Raw genomic sequence first — 19,271 nt, 5'->3', positions numbered from 1 at the left:
GGATACTCGCGTACCGCCACAGAATCAGTGGGTCGGGGCGGATTCGAACCGCCGACTTCCTCCGTGTGAAGGAGGTATCATAACCGGACTAGATCACCGACCCGCAGCGAGTTGTTTCCCCGGACTCGACTTAAGGATTCTGTCTCCCGGCCCGCCGGTCGTGACACAACAGGTTTAATCCCCGCTCTGGTACCACGTGCCATGCCAGCGTGCAAGCGGGCGGTGGTGGACGGATGAACGACCTCCAGATGGTCGCGCTCGGCGAGGCGTCCGCGGACCTCGTCGTCGAGGGCGGACGGGTGTTACTCCCCGAACTGGGCGAGTTCCAGTCGCGGGCCGTCGCGGTCGTCAACAACCGCGTCGCGGCGCTCCCCGCGGACCCCGAGTCGGCGGTCGGCCCCGACACCGAGGTCATCCACGCCGACGGCAGGGCGGTCGTTCCGGGCTTTATCGACGCCCACACCCATCTCGACCTCCAGCAGTGTTACGAACTGGCCTACCACTACTCGCTGGAGGGCGGGACGACGACGGTGATCTCCGAGTGCTCGGGGTTCGGTTCGTTCGGCCCGTCCGGAATCGAGGAGTTCCTCGCGGCGACCGCCTACCTGCCGGTCACCGTACGGGCGACCCTCCCGCCGACCCCGCTGTTCGATACGTTCGAGCCCCCGGCGGCGACCGACGAGGAGGCGAGCGAACTGCTCGACCTGCTCGCGGACGACCGGGTGGTGGGGGTCGGCGAGAGCGGCTGGATCCACGCGGTCGGCCGCGATACGCCCGCCGAGGCGCTCTACGAGCGCGCCGGCGAGGTCGGCAAGCCGGTGACGGGTCACGCCGCGGGCTGTCGCGGGGCGGACCTCGCCGCCTTCGCCTCGATTATAGACGACGACCACGAGGCCATCACTCGCGAGGGAGTCATCGAGCGCGCCGAAAACGGGATCCACGTCGTCGGGCGGTGTGGGTCGGTTCGCGACGACATCGAGGCGCTGGCCGCGGCCATCGACAGGGTCGACCCCGCCGAGTGCTCGCTGTCGAGCGACGGCGTCTGGCCGCGCGATCTGACCGACGGGCACATGGATCGGGTGGTCCGCCGCGCCATCGAGGCCGGCATCGAACCGACGGACGCGATCCGGATGGCGACGCTCTCGCCGGCCCAACACTTCGGCCTCTCGGACCGCGGATCGCTCGCGCCGGGCAACGTCGCCGACGTGGTCGTGCTCTCGGACCTCGAAGGGGTGCGAGTCGAGACCGTCGTCAGCGGCGGGGAGGTGGTCGTCAGAAACGGCTCGGCCACTGTCGGCCCGCGCAACCGCGAGTACCCCCCGGAGTTCTACGACAGCGTCTCGATCCCGACCGATCCCGGGGCGTTTTCGACACCGGCCGACGGCGATTGGGTACGTGCGATCACGCTCGAAGGCGGACTCCTGACCGGTGAACAGCGCGTCTCGCCGGTCGTCGAGGGCGGCGGGTTCCGGCCGGATCCGGACGGGGACGTGCTCAAGGCCGCGTTGCTCGATCGGCGCGCCGACAGCGAGGGGGGGTTTACCGGCTTTCTGACGGGGCTGGGGCTGGAATCGGGTGCGGTGGCCACGTCGCTGGCCTGGGAGCGCCCCGGCGTGATCGTCGTCGGGGCCGACGAGCGCGAGATGGCCCGCGCCGCCGCGCGCGTCGCGGGGATGGGCGGCGGGTGGGCGGTCGCCGACGGGGAGATCGTCGCCGAACTCCCGCTGCGGGTCGGCGGGCTCTGCTCGGACCTCGACGTCGAGGAGACGGCGACGCTGACTGGCACGGTCGAGAGCGCGCTCCGGGCCCGCGGGGTCGGGGTCGACCGCCCACTGCTTGCGATCCAGACGCTCTCGTTTCCGGGCGTCCCCGCGCTGAAACTCTCGTTTTCGGGCTACGCCGACGTTCGGGCGCGCGAACTGGTCGGCCTTCGATAGGTCAGTACGTCGGGTTCTCCTCGCGGACGCCCTCGCGTTTGTTCACCGCCCGTGCGATCACGAACAGCGCGTCCGAGAGGCGATTGAGGTAGACGACGGCGACCTCGTTTATCGGTTCGTCCTCGGCGAGCGCGACGGCGCGGCGTTCGGCCCGCCGGACGACGGCGCGGGCGTGGTGCAGTTTCGCGCCCGTCTCGCTGCCCCCCGGGAGGACGAACTGCTGGAGGGGGTCGAGTTCCTCGTCGTAGGAATCGATCCACGCCTCCAACTGCTCGACGTGTGCCTCGCGCACGCGGTGGTCGTCCTCGTCGGGGTCGGGGTTCGCGAAGTCCGCCTGCAGGACGTGAAGGTGGTTTTGGATCCCCCGTAGCTGGTCGTCGACGTCGTCGTAGCCAGCCGGCCGCGCCGTCCCCACCAGCGCGTTGGCCTCGTCGACCGTGCCGTAGGCATCGATCCGGGGGCTGGTCTTCGAGACCCGTTCCATGGTCCGGAGGTCGGTCTGTCCCTCGTCGCCGCGGCCGGTGTAGACCTTCATACCGACGAGAGCGCGCGGACCCACTTAGCTTCCGAGGGCTCCCGGAAGGCCGTGCCGCAGCGACAAGCCCTAAACGCGCAAGCGGGGTAGAGGCCCCAATGGACGCCCGTCCTCGCTCGCGTCGGAGGCCGTCTACGGCGTGAGACGCGACCACACGATCGTACTCGCGGTCATCCTCAGCACCTTCTTCGTCGGCTTCGGCGGCGGCGTGGTCTTTCCGATCCTCCCGAACCTCGGGAGCATACTGGGGATCTCGCCGTTTCTCGTCGGGATCATCCTGAGTGCTAACCGATTTACGCGGACCGTCGCGAACACCCCCGCGGGTGCGCTCGTCGACCGGATCGGCACTCGTCGTCCCTTTATTACGGGATTGTTCGTCGAAGCCGTCGCCACCCTCGGGTATATCGCCGCGATGCTGTCTGCCTCCCCCGAGGCGTGGTTCCTGCTCGCACGCGTGATCTGGGGGATCGGCAGCGCGCTCGTGTTCGCGACGGCCTACACCATCGCCGCCGACGTGAGCACCGGCGCCTCGCGGGGCACCAACATGGGCGTCGTTCGGGGCGGGATGACGCTCGGCTTTCCCGCCGGCCTCGTGCTGGGCGGGGTCGTGAGCGAACTGTTCTCGATTCCCACAGCCTTCGCGCTCGCGGCGGCGTTCGCCCTCGTCGCGGGCGTGCTCGCGTCCGCGACCATTCCCGAAACCCACGTCAGCGGGGCCAAGACGGCGATCAAGCCCTGGGAAATCGAAACGACGGTCCCCGCGCTCACGGTCGGACTCGTCAACTTCGGGCTGTACTTCGCCTACCTCGGCGCGCTCTTCTCGACGCTCGTGCTCTTTCTGGCCGCGAACGACTTTTCCGTCTTCGAATACGGCCCGCAGGCCACCTCCGGCGTGCTCATGGCGATCACCGTCCTCTCGGCGTCGGTGTTGATGCTGGGCGGCGGGGTCGTAAGCGACCGCCTCGGAAGGCGCGTGCCCGTCCTCCTCGCCTTTCTGGCTGTTTCGTTCGTCGGCTTTCTCCTGCTCACCGTTGCGGGCTCGGTCGGCGGCCTGCTGCTTGCCTGCGTGTTTATCGGCGCGGGCCAGGGCGGCACCAGCGGCCCGCTGATCGCCCTACTCGCGGATCTGACCCCCGAGGACCGGACGGGGCGGGCGATGGGCACGAACAACGTCCTCGGGGACATCGGCGGGGGTCTCGGGCCGGTGCTCTCTTTGCCGCTGGTCGAATCGGTCGGCTTCTCGCCGGTGTACGCGGCGTGTGCGGTCATTCCGTTGCTCGCGGGCGCGATCCTCGTCTACGGCGTCTACCGTCAGACCGGCAGCGTCAGCCCTCGGACCACCGTCAGCGAGTGATCCGACGCCGCGGTCTGTCGCGCTCTCTGCTACGGCTGGGACGAGGAATCATCACGGTTAAGCGCCGGCGCGTTCGAGGACCGGTATGCAGGAACTCGACCACGACTGTCCGGAGTGCGGGGCCGAACGCACGTTCTACCGGGCGGCGAGCACGACGCTCCATCTGGGCGAGAAGGTAAAGTGGCACTGTCCCGACTGTGACTACGGGTTCGTCCAGATCAACGGGATCGACTCCAGCCAGGCCTGATCGCACGCCGCCTCACGGACCCACAGGAGGTCCATAGGGGTATATAGCCCACATAGTAGCAGTAAAGCTACAGCCCTCCCAGAATTACCCGTATGAGTTCGGAGCCGCCGATCCGGTTCGGATTCGTCTGTGTCCAGAACGCCGGCCGTAGCCAGATGGCCACCGCGTTCGCGGAGCGCGAACGCGAGCGGCGGGGACTGGGCGAGGACCTCGCCATCGTCACCGGCGGGACGCTGCCGGCCGAGGCGGTCCACGGGGAGGTGATCGAGGCGATGGCCGACCTCGACATCGACCTCTCCGATCGCGCGCCCCGCGAGATCTCCGAAGCGGAACTCGAATCCTGTACCGCCGTCGCGACCATGGGCTGTTCGACGCTCGATCTCGACGCCGAGACCGACGTGCGCGACTGGGACCTCCCCGACCCGGACGGGAAGGACCCCGAGGAGGTGCGGGCCATCCGCGACGAGATCGCGAACCGGGTGGAAGCGCTGTTCGACGAGTACTTCGCCGAGATCGAACCCGAGCAGTAGCCGGGCCGACGACCCGACGGCACGCTCGATTATGAGTCGCTGCTACGGTCTTCGGGCCTCGATGGTCGCCGAGACGACGAACTCGCTCGGGTCGCGCTCGTCGGACCACTCGCGAATGAACTCCTCGCTGTCGTCTTTCGGGTCGATTCCGACGTCCTCGAAGCCCGCCGCCGCGAGCATCGCTTCGAGTCCCTCGATCGTCGCGGCACCCGCCACGCAGGCCGCGACGCTTTCGGGGTCGGCCCGTAGCCCGTCGAGGGGCTCGGCCGTGCGCACGAGGTCCGAGACGGCCAGTCGCCCGCCCGGACGCAGGACGCGAAAGGCCTCCGCGAACACCCTCGGCTTGTCCGCCGAGAGGTTGATCACGCAGTTCGAGACGATCGCGTCGACGCTTTCGTCCGCGACCGGCAGGTGTTCGATCTCGCCGAGGCGAAAGCTCACGGTCCCGGCGTCGTTCTTCTCGGCGTTCTTTCGTGCCTTCTCGACCATCTCGGGGGTCATATCGACGCCGATGACGCGGCCCTCGGGGCCGACCCGGCGGGCTGCCAGAAAGCAATCGAACCCGCCGCCCGAACCGAGATCGAGGACCGTCTCGCCGGGCCGCAGATCCGCGATCGCGGTCGGGTTCCCACAGCCCAACCCGAGGTTCGCCTCGCCCGCGACCGCTCCGATCTCGTCGGACGAGTAGCCCAGTCGCTCGCTCGCCTCCTCGGACGAGCCACTACACGACCCCGAGGATCCGGAATCACAGCACCCCTCCGAGTCCCCCGTGGCGATCGTCGCGTACCGCTCGCGGACGGCCGCGCGCTGCTCGGCCGGATCGATTCCACCGGTCATCGCCGCTCACTCCGGACGGCGTCGAGGGTCTCGATCACGGCTCGTGCACGCTCGGTCGGCCGGTAGTAGCGCCACCGCCCCTCCTTTCGGCGCTCGACGAGGCCGGCGTCGTACAGCGCACCCAGCGCCTGGCTGACCGCGCTCTGGCTCACGGGAAGCGCCCTCTCGATCTCACAGGCACAGCGTTCGCCCTCCGCATCCGCGAGCACTCGAAGCGCCTCGTAGCGCGTCTCGCTTGCGAGCGCCGACAGCAATCGCACGTCCGCCTCGACGACAGCGGCGTCCGGTTGCGGTGCCGGAGAACAGCATCCCTCCCCGTCTGTCGGAGTCGATACAGCCTCCTGAAACTGGTTCGTCTCGACCATATTAGTGTATTCTAATATAAGCAGTTGCTAATATAGCTGTTGCGGTCGGCTACCGATGAGCGCGCCGGAACCCTTATTTGAGTAATCGGACAACTGTTTGTATGGCCGAAGCGACGAGTCGGATCGAGCGCTATCTGGCAGACGAGCTCGGAGAGTGTCGTAGCGAGGACCTCCAGAAGCGCCTCGACGAACTGGACGAACTCGACGCGCTGGTCGACGAGGAGGCGCTCTCGACAGACGTCGGGGCCCTCGCGGCGCTGGGCAACGAGACGCGATACCGACTCGTCCGGCTGCTGGTGGAAGCCGACAGCGAACTGTGTGTCTGTGAGCTCACGCCGCTGATGGACGTCAGCGACAGCGCCGTGAGCCACGCGCTCGCGAAGCTCGTTGATACCGACCTCGTCACCAAACGTAAGGACGGACGGTGGCGCAAGTACCGGGCGACTCCGCGTGCGAGCGCGCTTCTGGTCGTTCTCGACGGTACCCGTTGATCCGCCCTTTCCATTGATAGTTCGACCCGGTCGCAGACTACACCGACGACCCGTGCCGGTAGCAATGGATTTATGAATGACTGTATATTCAATTGAAATATGGTTCAATCATTCGGCGAACGGATGACGCGGAACGACGGCTCGACCGTCTCGAGTGGAATCGATCGACCGAGCAACGAGAGCCGGAAACAGCGCGAGGGAATCGGAACCACCGGCGCGTTCGGCCAGCGGTCGGGGAGTTCTGACCTCCTCTTTCTCGAAGGGGTCCTCCCCGAACGCGACGGAAACGTGTTGAACACTCATTCAATTGATGAGCAAACTGTGGCGTGTCTCGACCGTCTCGAAGCGATGCTCGATAGGCGAGGTGCGACGCTGGAGAACGTGATGAAGGTCGAAGTCCAGTTGACCGACCTCGACGTGCGCGAGGCGGTCGACGAGGTCTACCGGGCGCGCTTCGACGGCGAGTTCCCGCCGCGGACGACCGTCGGGGTCTGCTCGCTGCCCGGTGGAGCGGGGATCCAACTGGACGTCGTCGCCGCCGAGGAGTGAGCACGATACCGATGAGACAGATACTGGAACACCCACGCGACCGAGTCGAATCGAGTCGGACAACGACGACCACCGCATCTCCGGGGAAGACGCGATGAGCGTCGAGCACGACCACGGACCCGGTTGTGACTGTGAGGCCTGTGGCGATCCGCGCTCGATGGACTTCTTGGACAAGTACCTCACCGTCTGGATCTTCGCCGCGATGGCTATCGGCGTCGGCCTCGGCTTCGTCGCGCCCTCCATCGTCGGCCCGATCCGGGAGTTCCACCTCGTCGAGATCGGCCTCGTGGTGATGATGTACCCGCCGCTCGCGAAGGCCGACTACTCGCAGTTGCCGACCGTGTTTCGTAACTGGCGCGTGCTGGGGCTCAGTCTGATCCAGAACTGGCTGATCGGACCGACGCTGATGTTCTCGCTCGCGGTGGTCTTCTTCGGCGGGCTCGTCCCGGGTCTGCCCGCGCGCCCGGAGTTCTTCCTCGGGCTGGTGTTCATCGGGATGGCCCGCTGTATCGCGATGGTGCTGGTCTGGAACGAACTCGCGGAGGGCTCGCCCGAGTACGTCACCGGGCTGGTGGCGTTCAACAGCCTGTTTCAGATCCTCACCTACGGGGTGTACGTCTGGTTTTTCGCGCTCGTTCTCCCGCCGATTCTGGGCATGGAATCGCTCGTCGCAGGTATCACGACCTTCGACATCACCCCGATGCAGGTGATCCAGGCGATCGTCGTCTTCCTTGGGATTCCCTTCGCCGCCGGGTTCCTCTCGCGGTATCTGGGGACCCGAACGAAAAGCGAGGAGTGGTACGACGAGCAGTTCGTTCCGAGGATCGATCCCTTGACCTTGATCGCGCTGCTGTTCACCGTGATCGTGATGTTCGCCACGCAGGGCGAGAACATCGTCGCTTCGCCGGGCGACGTGCTGTTGATCGCGGTGCCGCTGACGATCTACTTCGTCGTGATGTTCTTCGTGAGCTTCGGAATGGGTCGGGGAATCGGTGCGGACTACTCGACGACGACCGCGATCGGATTCACCGCCGCCTCGAACAACTTTGAACTCGCGATCGCCGTCGCGGTCGCGGTCTTCGGCGTCGGCTCCGGCGTCGCCTTCGCGACCGTCGTCGGCCCGCTGATCGAGGTGCCGGTGTTGCTCGCGCTGGTCCACGTCGCGCTGTACCTCCAGCGCCGACTCGACTGGACGGGCTCGGAGAGCGGGCGCTCGGATGCGGTGAGGCGAGAAGGGGCGGTTTCGGAGCGCTCCGACGACGACTGAACGGCCGTCTATTTCGAGAGCGTCGCCGCGAAATCGTCGACCGGGATCACCGAGTAATCCACGGTGAGGACGTCGCCCGTCGCCCGGACCTTCCCGACGAACTGCGAGATCGACTCCAGATCGCCCTCGAGGACGAACAGCTCCATGCAGTAGTGATCGCCGACGTGACTGTGGAAGTTCGAGGCGACCAGCGACTCGTGTTCGTGGCGCAGACGCATCATGCGCTCCTCGACGGTCGTCGTCTCGTAGTCGAACAGCACGGTCACGACGCCCATCAGGTCGTGGCCCTCGAGTTCACGGTCCTGAAACTCGCCCAGCAGGTTCCGAGAGGCCTCCCGAACCACCTCGCTGCGGCCGGTGTAGCCGTGGTCGTCCGCGAACTCGTCAATCCTGTTCAGAAGCTCCTCGGGCATCGAGACGCTAACGACGGTCATGTATTAATCGAAGGGAGGGTAGATAGTAAGAGTTGCTAACTGACCCCCCGAGAGTGCCGGCCAGTTATGAACTGTCGTCGAGGGACTGCCACGAGAGCCGGAGGTTCCGTGCGGCCTCCGTCTGGTCGATCCGTCCGGCGGTTGTTCGTTCGGGGGCTGTCTCGACCGCCGCTCGATCCTCGCTCGCGACCGCGTTGAACGCCGCGGCGAGTTGGTCGAGCGACCGTCTGTTCTCGATCTCGGTCGGCTCGGTCATCAGCGCCTCTCCGACGAGTTCGGGCCATTTGGTGGTGGGGGGGTGGACACCGTAATCGAGCATTCGCTTTGCGACGTCGGCGGCGTCCTGTTCGCCCGCGCTCGCGACGAACTCGTGGTGGAACGGGCTGTATGGAACCTCGTACTCGATCCGGCTCCCGAGGTAGTTCGCGTTGAGCACGGCCTTCGCGCTCGCATCGGCAAGGCCCCCGTCACCCAGCCGGGCGATGTAGGCATACGCCTTGATGAGGACGAGCCAGTTGCCCATGAAGCCGTGGACCTTGCCGATGGTGCTCTCGGGCTCGAACAGCTCGTAACCACTGTCGCCCCCTCGGACGTGCGGGCTGGGCAGGAACTCCGCGAGCTCCTCGACCACGCCGACGGGGCCCGCGCCGGGGCCGCCCCCGCCGTGGGGCGTCGCGAACGTCTTGTGGACGTTGTAGTGCATGACGTCGAAACCCATGTCACCGGGGCGCGCCCGCCCAAGGAGGGCGTTCAGGTTCGCACCGTCGTAGTAGAGCAAGCCGCCGACGTCGTGGACCATCCCTGCGATCTCCTCGATCTCGCGCTCGAACAGCCCCAGCGTATTGGGGTTCGTAAGCATCAGCGCCGCGGTCTCCTCGGAGAGGGCGGCTTCGAGGGCGTCGAGATCGACCCGGCCGTCCTCGCCGGAAGGGAGTTCGACGACGTCGTAGCCGCCGAGTGCGGCGCTCGCGAAATTCGTTCCATGGGCCGCGTCGGGGATCACGACCTCCGTGCGCTCATCGTCGCGTGACTCGTGATACGCCTTCGCGATCAGGATGCCGACGAACTCGCCGGCCGCACCCGCGGGCGGCTGAAGGGTGACGGCGTCCATGCCGCCGATGCGCCCGAGTTGCTCTTCGAGTCGCGCGAGGAGTTCGAGAGTTCCCTGAACGCTTCCCGGCGAGCGATCCGGGTGGACCCCGGCCGACGACAGCGCCGCGACGTCTTCTGTGAACTTGGGGTTGTACTTCATCGTACAGCTGCCCAGCGGGTAGGGGCCGCTATCGACTCCGTAGTTCATCTGGGACAGGCGGGTGTAGTGGCGCGCGAGCTCGGGTTCTGAGAGCTCGGGAAGCGTTAGCGAGTCCCGTTTCAGGTCGTCCGGGAGGGGAACGTCGTCAGTATCGACGGTCTCCTCGTTCTTCTCGGCGAGCAGCGGCTCGTACCCCTCGTCGTCCGTGTTCCAGCGCGCTTGCGTGTATTCGAGCGTCATTTGGCGGCCTCCCTGAACGCGGTGACCAGCGCGTCCGCTTTCTTGCGATTGGTCTCGGTTACACAGACCTGCACGAGGTGATCGTCGATCGCGTGGACCGCAAAGCCGTACTCCTCTAGGGTTTCGCGGACCGCTTCGGCGGGCTGGTCGGTCCGGGCGACGAACTCCCGGAAATGGTGGCGGTCGTGGACCGGGGCCTGGACCCCGACGATGTCGTCGAGACGGTCGGCCAGCTCGGCAGGCGCCTCCAGACAGTCGCTCGCGAGGTCGACGAGCCCGGAGGGCCCGAGCGAGGCCGCGTGGATCGCGGTCCGAAGCGCGACCCACGCCTGGTTCGTACAGATATTGCTGGTTGCGCGCTCGCGCCGGATGTGCTGTTCGCGCGTCTGGAGCGTCAGCGTGTAGGCCCGTTCACCCGCTGAATCGGTACTCGCACCCACCAGCCGTCCGGGGACCTGCCGGACGAACCCCTCGCGGGTGGCGAAAAGGCCGAGCCCCATCCCGTAGCTCGTGCCCAGTCCCAGCGTCGCGGCGTCCCCGATCACCACATCGGCGCCGACGTTCGCGGGCTCTTCGAGCACGGAGAGGGCGACCGGATCCGAGCCCAGAACGAACAGCGCGTCCTCGTCGTGGGCGATGTCGGCGATCGCTCCCAGCCCTTCTTCGACGGTCCCCCGGACGGTGGGGCTCTCGGCGTAGATCATCACCGTCCCCTCGCTCGCGAGGTCCGCGAGCGCCTCCCGGTCTGCGTTGGCGTCCTCGTAAGGATACGTCTCGACGGTCAGTCCCGCGCCCTCGGTGTAGTTTTCGAGCACCGAGCGACGTTCCTCGCGGAGCAACTCGGGGACCAGAACGGTCGAACCGCTCGTTTCCCGCACCCTGTCCGCAAGCGTCGCGGCCTCACCGAGCGCCGTCGCGGCGTCGTACATCGAGCAGTTCGCGACCTCCAATCCGGTGAGTTCGACGAGCATCGACTGGTACTCGAAGAGCACCTGGAGAAAGCCCTGGGTGATCTCGGGTTGGTACTGGGTGTAGCTCGTGAGGAACTCCGAGCGATCGGCGAGGTGATCGACCAACGACGGGACGTAGTGGTCGTAGTGCCCGCGTCCGAGGAACTCCGTGAGGTCGTCGTTTCTCCCCAGGAGCGCCCGCATCTCCGTTCTGATCTCGCGCTCGCTTCGCGGCTCGATCCCGAACTCGCCGTCGAACCGGATCGGTTCGGGGATGTCGAAGAGGTCCTCGATGCTCTCGGCGCCGACCGCCTCGAGCATCGCGGCCGTCTCCCCGTCTGTGTGGGGTGCGAAGGGACTACCGCGGCTGTGTCGTGTCATCATACATCGTCAAAAGCGTAGCGTTCGTCCGCCGGTTCATGGCGGCTCTTACGGGTACGAGTACATGAACGGCGGGGTTTCGCTACTCGATCTGCTCGCGGTACTCCGCCGCCGACAGCACCCCGTCGAGGTCGTCCGCGACGTCGAGTTCGAGCATCCAGCCCTCGCCGAACGGGTCGTCGTTGACGAGTTCTGGCCGGTCGAACAGCGCCTCATTGACCGCGGTCACCGTGCCGCTTGCGGGCGAATAGAGGTCCGAGACGGCCTTGATCGACTCGACGACGCCGAACTCCTCCTCTTGGGTGAGATCCTCGCCCTCGTTGGGGAGTTCGACGAACACCACGTCGCCGAGTTCGTCCTGTGCGAACTCGCTGATTCCGACTCGCCCGGTCTCGGGGTCGATCCATTCGTGTGAGGCCAGATAGTACAGGTCCTCGGGTACCTCGAAGCTCATTACCTATCACCGAGGAAGCCGGGGGCTTCAATCCTTGCCCTTTTGTCCGTCCCGCGGATCCGCACCGCGACCTCGGTTCCCTCCTCGGCGTAGTCGGTAGGAACGTAGCCCAACCCGATGGGTTCACCCAGCGTGGGACTCATCGTCCCGCTGGTGACCTCGCCGACCGGCTCCCCGTCGGCGCGGATCTCGTAGCACTGTCGCGGGATTCCACGCTCCTCGAGGCGGATGCCGACGAACAGTTCCTCGGGACCGTTCTCGTCGACGCGCGCGAGCGCGTCCCGACCGACGAACTCGGTATCCAGATCGACAGTGAAGCCCACGCGCGCCTCGTAGGGGTTTCTGGGGTTTTCCTCCGAGTGAAAGTCCTGGCCCGAAAGCAGGAAGCCCGCCTCGATCCGGAGGGTGTCGCGGGCACCGAGTCCACAGGGCTGGCAGTCGAACTCCTCCCACACCCCTTCGGCACCGTCCCACGGCACGAGCGCCTCGTAGCCGTCCTCGCCGGTGTAGCCGGTGCGAGCGAACAGACACTCCGTGCCCGCGACCTCGGCGCGCGTGATCGAGAACCGGGAGAGGTCCCGCAGTCCCTCGCCAGCCGCTTTAGAAACGAGGGCCGCCGCGTCGGGGCCCTGGATCGCGAACATCGCCCACTCGTCGGTTCGGTTCTCGACTGCACAGTCGAGGTCCCACTCCGCTCGATGCTCGACCCACCGCTCCTCCATCTCCCCGTCGTGGCCCGCGTTCGGGATGAACAAGAACTCTTCCTCTGCGAGGCGGTAGATCACGGTGTCGTCGAGGATGACACCCTCCTCGTTCGTGATCGTCGAGTACTGGGCGCGCCCTACGGAGAGGGACTCGACGTCGTTGGTCGTCAGTCCTTGGAGGAGCGTGGCGGCGTCCGGCCCCGAGACCTCGATCTCACCCATGTGCGAGACGTCGAAGATCCCGGCCGACTCGCGGACGGCCTCGTGTTCGGTTCGGATGGAGTCGAACTCGACGGGCATCGCCCACCCACCGAAGGGGGTGAACTTCGCGCCCCGCTCCTCGTGGGTGGTGTACAGCGGCGGTTCTTGCTCGGACATACCTCCGGTGTCGCACGCGAGGGGCTAAGGGTTTCCCTCCGATCCCGCCGAAACTTCGATACGGTTTTGGGGGGCCTCCACGGTGGGAAACGCATGGTCGGGGGTTTACGACAGGTCGTGAGGCGGCTCCGGAGCGAGCGCTCGGAGCGCCGGCGGGTCGGATTGCTCGTCGACGGGCCCAACGTGCTGCGCGAGGAGTTCGACGTGGATCTGGACGACGTGCGTGCCGTCGGCGACGACGCCGGCACCCTCGTCGCGACGCGACTCTACCTCGACGAACACGCCACGCCCGGACTGATTCAGGCCGCCGAAGCCCGCGGGTACGAGGTGGTCATCACCAGCGGCGACGTCGACGTGAAACTCGCGATCGACGCCACCGAACTCGTCTATACCGACGCGGTCGACACCCTGATGGTCGTCTCGCGGGACACCGACTTCAAGCCCGTCCTCGAGAAGGCAGCCAAACGGGGGATCCACACCGTCGCGGTCGCACCCGGTACGTACGGGCGCTCGGACGCACTGCGCAACGCCGCCCAGGAGGCGGTCCTGCTCGACGGCGATACGTAGGCCCTTTCGGGTGCGCACGCGAAGGCCGGGTATGGAGCCGATCCTCGACGATCACATGCACCTCGATCCCGATCACGGTCAGGGGGTCGAGGCCGTCAAAGACTTTTCGAGAGCCGGCGGCACCCACCTGCTCGTCGTCAACAAACCCTCCTGGCACCTCGGGGATCTGCCCGACGCGGGTGCGGATTTCGAGTCCGTCTTCGAGACGACGCTGGGGGCCGTCGCCGAGGCCACCGACGTCCTCGATGGGTGTGCGTGGCCGATCCTCGGCGTCCATCCGGGACTGATCTCACAACTGACCGACGCGGGCCACACACCCGAGGAGGCGGGTGAGATCATGCGCGCGGGGCTGGATCGCGCCGGGGAGTACGTCGCGAGCGGGGCGGCGCTTGGCCTCAAGTCCGGCCGACCGCATTACGAGGTGAGCGAGGCCGTCTGGAAGGCCTCGAACGCGGTCCTCAAACACGCCCTTTCGCTCGGCGCGGACCACGAGTGTGCGGTTCAACTCCACACCGAGGGTAGCGAAGACCTCACCGAGATCGCTGAGTGGGCCGAGGAGCGTGGCTTACCCGCTCACCGCGTCGTCAAGCACTACGCGAACGGCCGATTGAAGGGTCCGACCCCGAGCGTCATTTGTCAGAGGGACGAACTCCGGCGCGCGGCCGAATCGAACGCGCCCTTCATGATGGAGACCGATTTCATCGACGATCCCGACCGTCCGGGGGCGGTGCTGGGACCCAAGACCGTCCCCCGACGGGTGACCTGGCTCCGCGAGGAGGGCTACGAGGGGGCGATCCGGACCGCCCACGTCGAGACACCCGAGGAAGTCTACGGGATCGATACGGTCAGCACACTGGACGAGTAGAGAAAGGGCTTTGAACGCGGGTCGACACCTCTCGGTATGAGCACCCCGCCCGAAGCGTTCTACTCCGAGGAACGCTGGCAGAACTGGATCGACCGCTTGAAAGCCGAGGACATCGACCCCGAGGACGAGGACTCGGCGCGCCTGCTTCTCAACCTGCAGGACGACGCCGCCATCGCCGTCGCGAAGATCGTCAGCGCCCACGAGGAGGGCGAGTTGAGCGAGGAGGAGGCCGTCGAGGAACTCGCGGAGGTCCGGGAGATCGTCCTCTCGGACGTCGAGGTCGAGAACGAGGAAACCGCCTTCCTGATCGACGGCGTCCAGACCAGTCTCGTCTGTGTCTTCGCTGCCGCCGAGGAGTTCATCCTCCGGGGCGCGAGCGAGGAAGCCACCGTCGAGGAGTACGTCCACGCCGCTGCCGACGCCGAGGCCGAGGAGGACTTCGACGCGGCTCTTGGCTACTGCGCGCAGGGCGGTACCCGGATCATCGACGGCGAGGATCTGGACGTGAGCGTCGGCGAGGAGATCGAGTACGGCTTCGTCGCCGAGTGGGTCAACGGCCTCGACAGCCTTCAGAGCGCGATGCGCGACCCCGAAGTCATCGAGGAAGAGGACGAGGACTGAGGACCGACCGGCCCACGCGACGGTTTTCGCGGACCCGCCCGCCCGAGAGCCCGACAGCGGCCCGATTATTTCGTCGATCGTCGAATCAATAGTCGACAGACCCATATAATCCGCACGATAGTTACGACACATGACAGACGTCGGTATCGACGCCATCGAGATCCGAACCGGGAAGCTCAAGCTCGATCTGCCGAACACCTTCGCGCCGGCGAAGGGTGAGGATCCCGAGAAGTACACCAAGGGCCTCGGACTGAACGCGAGTTCGTTTCCCGACACCTACGAGGACATCGTCACGATGGGCGCGAACGCCGCCCACCGCCTGATGGAACGCGAGGGGCTCGGGCCCGAGGACATCGGGCGGATCGACGTCGCGACCGAGAGCTCCTTCGACAACTCGAAGCCCGTTTCGACCTACATCGCGGGCTGTCTGGAGGCCGTCTTCGACGGGGAGTTCAGCCACGCCAACAAGGGCGAACGCAAGTTCGCCTGTCTGGCGGGCACCCAGTCGATCGACGACGCCTACAACTGGATCAAGGCCGGGCGACACAGGGGTCGCTCGGCGCTCGTGATCGCGACCGACACCGCACTGTACGCCAGAAACGACCCCGGCGAGGCCACACAGGGGGGCGGTGCCGTCGCCATGCTCATCTCCGAGGAGCCCGACCTCGTGGCGCTCTCGACCGAGCAGGGCTACGGGAGCGCCGACGAGACCGACTTCCTCAAACCGAACCAGCAGTTCCCCTCGGTCGACGGCAAGCGTTCCGTGCAGGTGTATCTCTCCCGGATGCGCGAGGCCCTGGAGGACTTCGAGAGCGTCGCCGGGCGCACGCACACCGAGGACTTCACGTACATCCCGTTTCACACCCCGTTCCCGGGGATGGTCCGGAAGGCCGCGCTCTTCGGCTATCGTCACATGATCCGCGACACCCAGAAGGAAGACGAGTTGGCCGGGGAGATCGGTCGCCAGCCCCGCGAAGAGGCCTTCGACGACGACGGGACGTTCGAAGAAGCGCTCAGCGAGTACATGGACGGGCTCAAACGCACCGACGCCTATCAGGAGTGGTACGCGCGGGTCGTCGATCCCACGCTTTCGATCTCGCGGGAGGTCGGCAACTGGTACACCGGTTCGGTCCACCTCGCCCGGGCGAGCGCACTCAAGACCGCCGCCGAGGAGGGACGCGACCTGGCCGGCGAGCGCCTGCTCGTTGGATCCTACGGCAGCGGCGCGCAGGCCGAGATCCACGCCGAGACCGTCCAGGAGGGCTGGACCGAGAAGATCGAGGCGATGACCGTCGACGAGGGGATCGAGAAGCGGTACGACCTCTCCTATGACGAGTACGAGCGCGTCCACGACGTCCACAACCACGACGTCGAGACCGACGCGGACGTCGAGGAGTTCACCGCGCCCGAAGCCGAGTTCGTCTTCGACGGCTGGGGCCGGATGGGCGAACGCAAGTACCGCTTCGTCGAGTAGACCGTCGGACGCTCAGAACAGCGGTTCGTTCTCGCCCCGACCGACCGCGTAGCCGAGCGCGTTCGAGAGGATCGTGTGCCCGAGCATCGAGACGCTGTGATCGAGCAGACCGAACGGGTGAAGGTGGGCCTGACTGCTCGGGGGCAGCAGGCTTCCGATCACGTGGACGTTTCCGATCGAGCCGACGGCGACGCCGCCGCCGATGGTCGCGGCGACCGACCCCCCGGCGGCCTCGAAGACCTCGGGAACGACGGACGTGACCGGCGCTTCCTCCCCGATGGCGTAGCCCTTCGGCGCGAGCGTCCAGAGTTCGCGTTCGATCCCGCGGGTCTCGGCCAGCAGGGGGTGCTCACTCGCCCGGTACTCGTCGAGCGCGGCGAACTCCCGCCGACCGGTGGTGATCGCACGGGAGCCGATCACCGAGAGCGACCCGGCGTGCAGATCGCAGAGCAACTCGACACCCGAATCGGTGAGCACGAGCGAGCCGCCGGCCTCGACGTACTCGTCGATCGCTTCCGGGGCTTCGAACGAGTCGTGGATCAGGACCACGGCGTCGTAGACCGGCCGGTCGCCGTCAGTGAGGACGCCCGAGGCGACCTCCGCCGGCGAGACGAACTCGACGCTTCCCTCGGCGAACTCGGCGTAGGACTCGAAATACGACAGCGGGTTCGTCTCGTAGAGGCGCTGTTCGTACCCCAGTACGTCCCGCGGGTCCGGCGGGTCGGCGCTTGCATCCGAGACGACCGCATCGACCAGCACGGCGACCTCGGCGCGGACCGACCGCGGGTTCGAGATCGCCACGCGCCACTGGCCCACGGCGGGGTCGGCGACGGTCCAACTCGGGTCCCGGCCCGACGTGGTGCTCGTGCCGTCGAAGGCGTGGCGTTCTGCCCCGTCGGGACCGAAGACCGTCGCGTGAAGCGGTTCGGTCCCGTCGGCACGGAGGCGAAGGGATATCTCGTCGGTCGGCGCCGAGACGCCGAACGTGACCGTCTCGTCGCCCCGCGGGTCGATCTCCGCAGTGGTACGGGTCTCCTCGGAGCGCGCGCCGACGAACGAGAGCGCGTCCGAGGACCGAGCGAGGTCGTCGGTGGTGACGACCGCGGTCGAGCCCTCCCCCGAGATCGACGGGTCCCGGTCGGCGGGGGCCTCGCGGCTGGCCGCCCGGAGCGCGCCGAGGTACGCACCGACCTGCACGTCGAGCAGTTCGGGGCTGTACTCCAGTCGCATCGGCGAGATCGTGTTCGAGAAGGCCATCTCGAGGGCGATCGACTTCGCGCCGAGCCCGCCGGCCTCCTCGGGGTGGGCCGCCCAGCCCAGCAACGCGCCCGTGGTGCTGTATCCGAGGGTGTCGTAGACCGTTCCGAAGTCGTACAGCGACTCGGGCACCATCGCCTCCGCGTCGGGGACCTCCCCACCCTCCTCGCGGACGGGATCGTAGCGCTCGGCCCCGATCGAGAGCGCCTCGCGGTTCTCCTCGAGCGAGCCGATCTCCGCTTCGAGTTCCGCCCCGATCGCGCGGTTGAGCAGGTCCATCTCCGCGAGTCGACGGTGGTCGTACTGGGCGTTTGCGACCAGCGAGACGACGAACTGCTCGGACCAGTGCATCCCGTGGAGGTCACAGAACAGTTCGACGTTCTCGTACCCACGCATGTGCCGGGCGATCGAGAGCGCGTCGGGTGCGTGCTCGGCGACGCGCTCGGGGATATCCCCGTCGACGCCGGGGGCGTCGTCGATGAGGTCCGCCCCGTCCGGGTCCGCCGGGTAGTGGACCGGGTCGATCCGGCCCGCGGTCGGGTACTGGCGATTCGGATCGACCCCAGTCGCGCTCACGCGTTCGAAGCCGTCGTCCGGGCTCGGATACCGAGGCTCCCGGGCGACCCACCCGTCCGGGTTCGCGTACAGGAACACGAGTACGGCGTCGTCGAGGCGGTCCTCGACGGCCGGCTCCTCGCCCGCGAGTACCCGCTCGATGAACCGGCTCCCGGCCTCGACGCCGACGCGCTCGTCGCCGTGGATCGAGAGGGTGTAGACGAGCTTGTCCTTCTCCTCGAACGAAGAGTCGTTCCCGACGTCGTTGGTCAGTTCGGCCACCCACAGGTCCTTCGGGTCCGTATCGCCCTCGAACAGGTCCCGGTGGCCGGGGCTCTCGCCGACCGAGGTGAGCGCGAGCCGCTCGGGGTGGGCCTCCGCGAGCGCCGCAAGGCCGGCCTCACACTCCTCGAAGCCGATGTAGCCGACGCTGTCCTCGACGGCCGGAAACACCCTCGAGGGGAACACACCGAGCTTCCAGAACGGGTTCGCCCCCGGCGCGTACTCGAGTTCCGAGACGCCCCCGACGTCGAGGACCGTCGCGACTGCCGCCCCGTCGAGTCGGCCGTAGGCCGCGGGTTCGGGCTCTCTGGTCTCGCGGTAGGCTTCGATCCCGTCGAGCGCGGAGAGCGCCTCGAATGCCGACCCGTCGTCGATTCGGATCAGCGTCGGGATACGGTACTCCTCGGGGGTGTGGTTCCTGACGAACTCGTAGAGATCGCCCGTCTTCTCGGAGGTGTGATCGCTGTGTGCGCTGCCCGGTAACGCGAGCGCGCCGGCTGTCATGGCCGACAACTGGACGAATCGTCGCCGGGAGACCGGTACGTCAGAAAATCGGCCGTCCGCAACTGATCTCTTCATTATCGAGTATGAGTTAGTATGTAACTTTACTCTATTTGAATAGGATTTATGTATTCAACATTATAACAAATCGAGCAGGTCTGAAACATTTCTCCGACGGTACGTATCCGTATCGTGATATGCGATACATTGATTAGTTGGATTGACAACACTACTGACGAGGGGG

General features: G+C 66.7%; 20 protein-coding genes and 1 tRNA gene. 11 read left to right on the top strand and 10 right to left on the bottom strand.

The annotated features are described in order from the left end of the window. Positions 1-28: 28 nt before the first annotated feature. Positions 29-103 (bottom strand) — tRNA-Val (locus HACJB3_RS06595). Between the two features lie 130 nt (positions 104-233). On the opposite strand from HACJB3_RS06595, the gene HACJB3_RS06590 reads away from it, so the two are divergent. Beyond that, entirely contained in the window at positions 234-1,937 is a 1,704-nt protein-coding gene (locus tag HACJB3_RS06590) for an adenine deaminase C-terminal domain-containing protein (protein WP_008415026.1), read from the top strand. 1 nt (position 1,938) lies between these two features. On the opposite strand, the gene HACJB3_RS06585 is transcribed toward HACJB3_RS06590, so the two are convergent. Then, positions 1,939-2,472 carry a cob(I)yrinic acid a,c-diamide adenosyltransferase gene (locus HACJB3_RS06585; RefSeq protein WP_008415025.1) on the bottom strand — a complete coding sequence of 178 codons (534 nt, stop codon included), beginning with the start codon at positions 2,470-2,472 and terminating at the stop codon, positions 1,939-1,941. Positions 2,473-2,611: 139 nt separating this feature from the next. Between HACJB3_RS06585 and HACJB3_RS06580 the strand changes: the two genes are divergently transcribed. The 3 genes from HACJB3_RS06580 (at position 2,612) to HACJB3_RS06575 (ending at position 4,603) form a co-directional block, all read left to right on the top strand. Continuing rightward, positions 2,612-3,826: an MFS transporter gene (locus HACJB3_RS06580; protein ID WP_008415024.1), complete on the top strand. Its 1,215-nt coding sequence runs from the start codon at positions 2,612-2,614 to the stop codon at positions 3,824-3,826. An 85-nt stretch (positions 3,827-3,911) separates the two neighbouring features. After that, positions 3,912-4,073, top strand: coding sequence for a DUF7838 family putative zinc beta-ribbon protein (locus HACJB3_RS20145; protein ID WP_008415023.1), 162 nt, complete (start codon positions 3,912-3,914; stop codon positions 4,071-4,073). Positions 4,074-4,165: 92 nt separating this feature from the next. Then, positions 4,166-4,603: an arsenate-mycothiol transferase ArsC gene (locus HACJB3_RS06575; protein WP_008415022.1), complete on the top strand. Its 438-nt coding sequence runs from the start codon at positions 4,166-4,168 to the stop codon at positions 4,601-4,603. A gap of 42 nt (positions 4,604-4,645) precedes the next feature. On the opposite strand, the gene arsM is transcribed toward HACJB3_RS06575, so the two are convergent. Beyond that, positions 4,646-5,440 (bottom strand): arsenite methyltransferase, encoded by a 795-nt coding sequence (gene arsM, locus HACJB3_RS06570; RefSeq protein WP_008415021.1) that lies wholly within the window; start codon positions 5,438-5,440, stop codon positions 4,646-4,648. After that, the gene (locus HACJB3_RS06565; protein ID WP_008415020.1) at positions 5,437-5,805 is read right to left on the bottom strand and encodes an ArsR/SmtB family transcription factor; all 369 of its coding nucleotides are present in this window, start codon (positions 5,803-5,805) and stop codon (positions 5,437-5,439) included. Before HACJB3_RS06565 ends, arsM begins: the two co-directional genes overlap by 4 nt. 101 nt (positions 5,806-5,906) lie before the next feature. Here HACJB3_RS06565 and HACJB3_RS06560 point away from each other — a divergent pair, with 101 nt between their 5' ends. The 3 genes from HACJB3_RS06560 (at position 5,907) to arsB (ending at position 8,112) form a co-directional block, all read left to right on the top strand. After that, positions 5,907-6,296 (top strand): ArsR/SmtB family transcription factor, encoded by a 390-nt coding sequence (locus tag HACJB3_RS06560; protein WP_008415019.1) that lies wholly within the window; start codon positions 5,907-5,909, stop codon positions 6,294-6,296. Between the two features lie 99 nt (positions 6,297-6,395). Continuing rightward, complete coding sequence (locus HACJB3_RS06555) at positions 6,396-6,845, top strand: RidA family protein (protein ID WP_008415017.1); 450 nt, start codon at positions 6,396-6,398, stop codon at positions 6,843-6,845. 94 nt (positions 6,846-6,939) lie between these two features. Beyond that, a complete protein-coding gene (gene arsB, locus HACJB3_RS06550; protein WP_049934346.1) occupies positions 6,940-8,112 on the top strand; it encodes an ACR3 family arsenite efflux transporter in 1,173 nt (390 codons plus the stop codon). A gap of 8 nt (positions 8,113-8,120) precedes the next feature. Here the strand turns inward: arsB and HACJB3_RS06545 are convergent, their stop codons facing one another. The 5 genes from HACJB3_RS06545 to gcvT form a co-directional block, all read right to left on the bottom strand. Continuing rightward, a complete protein-coding gene (locus HACJB3_RS06545; RefSeq protein ID WP_008415014.1) occupies positions 8,121-8,546 on the bottom strand; it encodes a nickel-responsive transcriptional regulator NikR in 426 nt (141 codons plus the stop codon). Between the two features lie 64 nt (positions 8,547-8,610). After that, positions 8,611-10,038 carry an aminomethyl-transferring glycine dehydrogenase subunit GcvPB gene (gene gcvPB, locus HACJB3_RS06540; RefSeq protein WP_008415013.1) on the bottom strand — a complete coding sequence of 476 codons (1,428 nt, stop codon included), beginning with the start codon at positions 10,036-10,038 and terminating at the stop codon, positions 8,611-8,613. After that, on the bottom strand, positions 10,035-11,372 hold the full coding sequence (gcvPA, locus tag HACJB3_RS06535; RefSeq protein WP_008415012.1) for an aminomethyl-transferring glycine dehydrogenase subunit GcvPA: 1,338 nt from the start codon (positions 11,370-11,372) through the stop codon (positions 10,035-10,037). Before gcvPA ends, gcvPB begins: the two co-directional genes overlap by 4 nt. A gap of 79 nt (positions 11,373-11,451) precedes the next feature. Further along, positions 11,452-11,823: a glycine cleavage system protein GcvH gene (gene gcvH, locus HACJB3_RS06530; protein WP_008415011.1), complete on the bottom strand. Its 372-nt coding sequence runs from the start codon at positions 11,821-11,823 to the stop codon at positions 11,452-11,454. Next, complete coding sequence (gene gcvT / locus HACJB3_RS06525) at positions 11,823-12,905, bottom strand: glycine cleavage system aminomethyltransferase GcvT (protein WP_008415010.1); 1,083 nt, start codon at positions 12,903-12,905, stop codon at positions 11,823-11,825. The genes gcvH and gcvT overlap by 1 nt, the downstream gene beginning before the upstream one ends. Positions 12,906-12,998: 93 nt before the next feature. Here gcvT and HACJB3_RS06520 point away from each other — a divergent pair, with 93 nt between their 5' ends. The 4 genes from HACJB3_RS06520 to hmgB all read left to right on the top strand — a co-directional run bounded on the left by HACJB3_RS06520 (position 12,999) and on the right by hmgB (position 16,432). Further along, the gene (locus HACJB3_RS06520; RefSeq protein ID WP_008415009.1) at positions 12,999-13,472 is read left to right on the top strand and encodes an NYN domain-containing protein; all 474 of its coding nucleotides are present in this window, start codon (positions 12,999-13,001) and stop codon (positions 13,470-13,472) included. Between the two features lie 31 nt (positions 13,473-13,503). Beyond that, complete coding sequence (locus tag HACJB3_RS06515; protein WP_008415008.1) at positions 13,504-14,337, top strand: TatD family hydrolase; 834 nt, start codon at positions 13,504-13,506, stop codon at positions 14,335-14,337. Positions 14,338-14,373: 36 nt separating this feature from the next. Beyond that, on the top strand, positions 14,374-14,958 hold the full coding sequence (locus HACJB3_RS06510) for a DUF2150 family protein (RefSeq protein WP_008415007.1): 585 nt from the start codon (positions 14,374-14,376) through the stop codon (positions 14,956-14,958). Positions 14,959-15,088: 130 nt separating this feature from the next. Further along, on the top strand, positions 15,089-16,432 hold the full coding sequence (gene hmgB, locus HACJB3_RS06505; protein WP_008415006.1) for a hydroxymethylglutaryl-CoA synthase: 1,344 nt from the start codon (positions 15,089-15,091) through the stop codon (positions 16,430-16,432). Between the two features lie 12 nt (positions 16,433-16,444). Here the strand turns inward: hmgB and HACJB3_RS06500 are convergent, their stop codons facing one another. Further along, positions 16,445-19,030, bottom strand: a complete 2,586-nt coding sequence (locus HACJB3_RS06500; protein ID WP_008415005.1) for a M14 family zinc carboxypeptidase — start codon at positions 19,028-19,030, stop codon at positions 16,445-16,447. Positions 19,031-19,271: the final 241 nt, after the last annotated feature.

Origin of the sequence: Halalkalicoccus jeotgali B3, from assembly GCF_000196895.1 — an archaeon.
Lineage (GTDB): Archaea > Halobacteriota > Halobacteria > Halobacteriales > Halalkalicoccaceae > Halalkalicoccus > Halalkalicoccus jeotgali.
The sequence above is the reverse complement of the archived record's forward strand: the minus strand, read 5'-3'. Positions and strand labels throughout refer to the sequence as shown.